This window comes from Lactobacillus sp. ESL0260 (genome assembly GCF_003692935.1).
Taxonomy (GTDB): domain Bacteria; phylum Bacillota; class Bacilli; order Lactobacillales; family Lactobacillaceae; genus Lactobacillus; species Lactobacillus melliventris.
Window position 1 is genome coordinate 23439 of the sequence record NZ_REHO01000009.1, and the last position, 6148, is coordinate 29586.

Below are 6148 nucleotides of genomic sequence, written 5' to 3' on the forward strand. Positions count from 1 at the left end.
TAATGTTGAGTACTGCTATTTTTGAAAGCACTTTTAACTAAATTTTTGATATATAAAAACTCCGAAACTAAAAAAGTTTCGGAGAATAGAGCTAAATTTCGTTGTTCACCTGAGTAGGTTTTCTTCTGCCGACAAGCCAACAAACTAGGATTGCCAAAATTGTTTCAATAATAATCATGACAATATTTACACCAATTTTAATTTGACCAAAATTAATTGCGGCATTGTGAAATAGTGTATTTTTCTCACCAAGGTATAGATCAAAAATAATAGAACCGATTATCAAAACAAAAATAGTTGTCCATTGCTTCTTGTTAAATGCAATACCGTATTCTTCTTCACGTCTTCTGATACTTGGTAAAATAGCACCTAAGCCGATTAATACAATGATAGCAACAATATTGATTATTAATTCATACCACCAGTAGCCACTAAATTTTTTAATGTCCTGAGGTGCGATTCCTAAAATAGTTGCCGCAGCAGTCACTATTAGTAAAAATAAACCAGCAAGGTATCCCAGCTTGTCATTCTTAATAAAAACGTAGTCTGAAGTAAACTTTTGCGAGTTTTTCCTGATCTGCATGAAAGAGAAGAAGATCCAGCAAGTTACACCTGGAGAAATAATTCCATTCAAATTCAACAGCCAGTTAAAGATATCATTCATATCTGGTAGGAAGATACCTAACAGCATGATAAAAGCTGATAAAGAAACAGTTAAAACATAGCCATTAATAGGTAGACCATTTTTGTCTTTTTTCTGTAAAAACTGAGGCATATACTTATCGCCAGTATCAGAAATGAGCATCCTAGTCATGGCATCAAGAAGAACAGCTAATAAAGCGGCATTATAAAAGACAGATGTCCAGGCCCAAACGTAGAGCAAAGTTTTACCTAAGCCATATTGGTGTCCTACCATGTCAAAAACGTAATAAGCGCCGTTCATTTTTAAATCATTTGGAATATGGTAGCTGTTAAAATATATCCCCAAAGCAAAAGAGCCAAAGACTGTTAGAAAAATAGTCATTAATGCCAAAGCAATCATTGCTTTAGGAAAATCAGACTTAGGCTTTTTCATCTTAGTCACATAGGGTGCCACCAGTTCACAACCATTCAGTGCGTAAATAAGCATTGCAATAGTTGTCCAGTAATGCATGTCAAACTTGGGAATAAGTGTCCGCCAAGTAAAAGGCTGTGTTGCCATGTGACCACCGGATTTTGCTAGTCCCAAGAAAGCCAAGAAAACAAACATCAAGGTCATGATGAGCATTAATCCACCACCAATAGTAGAAAGAACTTCCATTGAGTGAGAAAAGTAATGTTCAACAATAATGAAAATAATGAACATCGCAAAGGTCATCAAAGCGAATTTGGTATTAGAAATTTGACTTTGAAACTTTTCAGAACCGGTCAAAGCCCAGCCAATATCAACGATTATTTCGTTAGCTGAATCAACGGCATAAGGAATTGACGCTGCCCAGTATGTCCAGGCAGTAAAATAGCCGAGAAATTCTCCGTTAGTTCCACGAACCCAGGATGATAAACCGCCACCCTCATTATTAAAAACAGATCCCAGTTGGCCCACCATTAATGAATAGGGAATGACATAAAACAAACACATGATAATCCATGAAGTAACAACCGGCATTCCCTGATTTTGAAAGTTGTACATAATATCGTCCAGCCCGATCACGGTACAAAAAGCCATCAGGGTTAAGACTGGCCAAGATATGTATTTCTTGTTTGAATTTATTTCCTCCACTAAAACTCTCTCCTTTGAAAACAATTAATGTTTTTATTTTACTAATTAAATAAAAAATTGACCAGAGTCAAGATAAACTTATTTTAATGAAAACGGATTAATTTATGTTAAAAAGTGAAGCTAAATAATTGCTAGTATTGAAATTTGTGGTGCTATGCGGTAAGATAATATCGTTAATACGCTATCAAAAGAAAGAAGGATTCTTAAATGTCAGGACATTCAAAATGGCACAATATTCAAGGCCGCAAGAATGCGCAAGACGCAAAGAGGGGTAAAATTTTCCAAAAATTATCTCGTGAAATTTATATGGCTGCAAAGAATGGTGGTCCTGACCCTTCCGGAAATCCTAATTTGCGTATGGTAATGGATAAGGCTCATGCAAATAACATGCCTAAATCTAATATTGATCGTGCCATTAAAAAGGCTGAGGGAAATTCAGACGAGCATTATGATGAAATTACTTATGAAGGCTATGCTCCAGGCGGTGTAGCAATATTTGTTGAAGCATTAACCGATAATAAGAACCGGACTGCTTCTGCAGTTAGAGTTGCTTTTACCAGAAATGGTGGCTCTCTTGGTGCTACGGGTTCTGTTGCATATATGTTCAATCGTAGGGGCTACATTGTTATTGACCGCTCAACAACTGATGCTGATGAAGATCAAATGTTACTTGATGTAATGGATGCTGGCGGTGATGACTTGCAAACCAGCGATGATGCATATGAAATTTACACAGACCCTAAGCAATTTGCTCAAGTACGCGATGCACTTGAAAAAGCTGGTTATAAACTTGCTAATGCTGAATTAACAATGATACCTGAAACAACTACTCCAGTTCCAGATGATAAAAAAGAACAATTCGATCATTTGGTAGATGCTCTGGAAGATGATGATGATGTTCAGAATGTCTATACAGCAGCTGCAGATGAAGACTAAATATAAAAGATATTTTTATTAAATGACTAAAGTAAGAAGCATATAAAAGGATAGGTATACTTTTATATGCTTCTTTTTTACTTAAAATCTAATAAAAATATAGTGAAAAAGAAGATCACTTTTTTAAAAAATTGTTTTTTAATCTTTGGCCATTTCTTCTTGATCTTCTTCCATAATGAAGCGAAGCATCTTAATATATTTTTCTGGTACATTTTGCCCATGATACAACAGTTGAATATTTTCATCAGCTATATCTATGCAGTAATTACTATCACTTTCTTTTTGACCTAATAAATAGTCGGTCGTAACATGCAGCTGTTTAGCTACTTTTGTTAATGATTGAATTGAGGGCTTAATGGTTTTCCATCGGTAAATACTATTTTCACCGATATCGGCTTTTCTTGCCAATTCTTTAACGGACATTCCATGTTTTTTGGCAGTATCAAAAATACGGGAGTAAACATTCATTTTTAATTCTTCCTTCAAAAAGTATCATAAATGATTGCTTTTTGTACTTGACCGCTACCATATCTGGTAATATAATAAAATTGTTCACGTAGTGGACAGCACAAAAATTTCATTATTGTGTTAGTTAATTAAGTAGCCGAAGTGTGAAGTCTGACTACTTTTTTAGCTTACATAAATAGTATCACTTGTGGTAGTTGAAAAAGCAAACAAATTACCAAATAAAGTAGGATAGTGACTATTTTGAAGGTCAGAGGCCGGATAATAGACACGAAAACTGGGCAACAGATTTAATTTGTTTCAGACCAATTTGACTCTAATCTACCTTATTTAAAAGAAAAATTGGATTGTTATATTTTTTGAAAAGAAACCAAAAAATTCACTTTATACTCTCCCGTTTGGATGAATAATAAAGCCTTACAATTGTTATTTATATATTAGAGAAGCGAGAATATATGAAAAAATCAAAAAAATTCTATAAAAAGGGAAAAAAGTTTTTGATGAGTGGTGCTACTGTGGCCGCTCTGGATTTTTTGGCTGTAAACAATCCAGAAGTGATTCATGCAGCTAAAGTACCAAGTGGACAAATTAAAGTAACTAAACGTGCAAAAACTACTCCTAAATCTAATACAGTAAAATTAAAGAAAAGATGTAGAATTGTAAGACATTCTACTCAATCTAAAAAAGTTAAAAAGCAACATAATGCAATAAAACAGAAACCAATAAATTCTCAGTCTGATTCACTAAAGAAGGGGACTAAAGTTGGAAGTTCTTCTTTAAAGACTAAAAAAATCAAAAAGCAACATAGTACAACAAAGCAAAAACCAATAAATTCTCAGTCTGATCCACTGAAGAAGGGTACCAAAACTGGTAGTGGTACATTTAAATCTAAAATCATGAAAAAGGAAGAGGCTAATACTGAATATAGTAATTCGACTCTGGATCAAAAAGATTTAAAGAGAGAGAGTAGCTATAACGTTAACCAGGAAAATTACACAAAAGAAAATCAGCTTAATGCTGAAACTACTCAGACTGACAATTTTAGTGCTAATAATTTTATTGCTGATCAGTCAAATGATGGGAATCAAACTATAAGTACAAGGAGTGCAAATAGTATTCATGTAGACCCGAATAATTATTTAAACTATTTTCAACAAAATGGTAGTGCAGCTACAGCGGGAAATTATACTATTTCCACGGATGGTGACGGAAAACCAGTTGGTAATCAAATTTTAACAAGTGACAGTTGGCAAGCAGGTAATATCACCTTCAAGGACCCGATTGACTTAACTCGGAACTTTACCCTTTCCGGATATATGAACTTTGGAACAACGACGAAAGTTGATAATGCTTCCGGTATTGCTGATGGTATTGGATTTGCCTTTTATACTGGAGAAAAAAACCAAGTCGGCAAAACTGGTGGAAATTTAGGTATTAATGGCATACCTAATGCTATAGGTTGGAAGTTCGATACTTGGCATAATTATTCAACTGACACTCCTAAGTTACTTGGTCCAGAGGATGATGGAATTGCGCCAAAAGATTGTGCATATGGAGCATTTGTTACTACTGATAACACTGGATTGGGCAGTATTGATACTAGCAAAAATAGTCTCTTTACTGTTCCCTACACTTATATTAATCAAGGAAAGGACAATTTTTTTACATTAAACTATACAGCAAGTAATAAGACACTTACAGTAAAGATTACAATTAATGGACAAACCTATACTTCATCTAAACAAATCCAATTTAATGGTGCTAACCAATACCTTTACTTTACAATTTCTGCCTCAACTGGAACTTTACCGACTAAGCATATATTTAAGTTCAAAAGTTTTGATTATGCGAGTAAACCACAAGCTATAATTGAATACCACGATCTTGATGCCAACAATAAGTTGTTGAATTCTAATACTGAAATCGGTACTGCAGGAGATAAAATTTCACGTAGTAAACATGATGAAATTATCGCTACTTTAAATAAAAACAACTATGAAGTAGTTTTTGATGGCTTTACTAGTGGCGGGGACAAAGTATTTAATGACGACTCGCAAAAGTTTATTGTTAATTTAAAACACAAAACACAAAGATACATTCCGGGGCAAAACAACCCAGCAACTGGGCAAAATGATGACGCGAACCTCATTAAAGAAGTTAAGCAGACTATCAAGTATGTTGGCACGCCAACACAGGTGCCTGAAAACGTACAAACGGTCAAGTTTACCCGTGAGGGAATAGTAGATCTCGTAACTAAGGAGACCACTTATGGTCCGTGGAATCCAATAAGTCAAATTTTTAAGGATGTTAATTCACCGGAATTTCCAGGGTATAAACCTGACACCAGTATAGTAAAAGGAACTCAGGTAAAGTCAACTGATCAAGATATTACGATCACGGTTAAGTACAGTAGATCAAGTCAAAAGACAGTTATTGAGTATTATGACCTTGATAGTAATAGTGATCAGTCTGGTAGTAAAATGATCGCTTCTGATACTTTATATGGTAATGAAGGCGATAAAATCCCTCGTGATCAGCATGATAGAACGATTACTACTTTAAACCAACAGGGCTATGAAGTAACTTTTGATGGCTTTACCAATGGCGGGGATAAAGTATTTAGTAACGACTCGCAAAAATTTATTGTTAATTTAAAACACTTTAAGCAAAGCTACATTCCGGGACAAAACAATCCGGCGACAGGTAAAAATGATGACGCGAACCTCATTAAAGAAGTTAAACAGACTATCAAGTATGTTGGCACGCCAACACAGGTGCCTGAAAGCGTACAAACAGTCAAGTTTACCCGTGAGGGTACAGTAGACTTCGTAACCAAGGAGACCACTTATGGTCCGTGGAGTCCGGCAAGTGCTGCGTTTAAAGATGTCAACTCACCAGAAGTAACTGGATATGAAGCTGATACCAAAGTAGTAAAAGGGACGCAGGTAAAGTCAACTGATCAAGACATCACGATCACGGTTAAATATA

At 35.1% G+C, this 6148-nt stretch carries 4 protein-coding genes; 2 read left to right on the forward strand and 2 right to left on the reverse strand.

All coding sequences use genetic code 11. The annotated features are described in order from the left end of the window. Positions 1-91: 91 nt before the first annotated feature. Positions 92-1705, reverse strand: a complete 1614-nt coding sequence (locus F5ESL0260_RS03685) for an APC family permease (protein WP_370448583.1) — start codon at positions 1703-1705, stop codon at positions 92-94. Between the two features lie 261 nt (positions 1706-1966). On the opposite strand from F5ESL0260_RS03685, the gene F5ESL0260_RS03690 reads away from it, so the two are divergent. Beyond that, on the forward strand, positions 1967-2695 hold the full coding sequence (locus F5ESL0260_RS03690) for a YebC/PmpR family DNA-binding transcriptional regulator (RefSeq protein ID WP_122025907.1): 729 nt from the start codon (positions 1967-1969) through the stop codon (positions 2693-2695). 138 nt (positions 2696-2833) lie between these two features. Here the strand turns inward: F5ESL0260_RS03690 and F5ESL0260_RS03695 are convergent, their stop codons facing one another. Further along, positions 2834-3163: a helix-turn-helix domain-containing protein gene (locus F5ESL0260_RS03695; RefSeq protein ID WP_122025908.1), complete on the reverse strand. Its 330-nt coding sequence runs from the start codon at positions 3161-3163 to the stop codon at positions 2834-2836. A gap of 452 nt (positions 3164-3615) precedes the next feature. On the opposite strand from F5ESL0260_RS03695, the gene F5ESL0260_RS03700 reads away from it, so the two are divergent. Continuing rightward, a partial coding sequence (locus F5ESL0260_RS03700) for a hypothetical protein (protein WP_147444113.1) occupies positions 3616-6148 on the forward strand: 2533 nt, incomplete at its 3' end.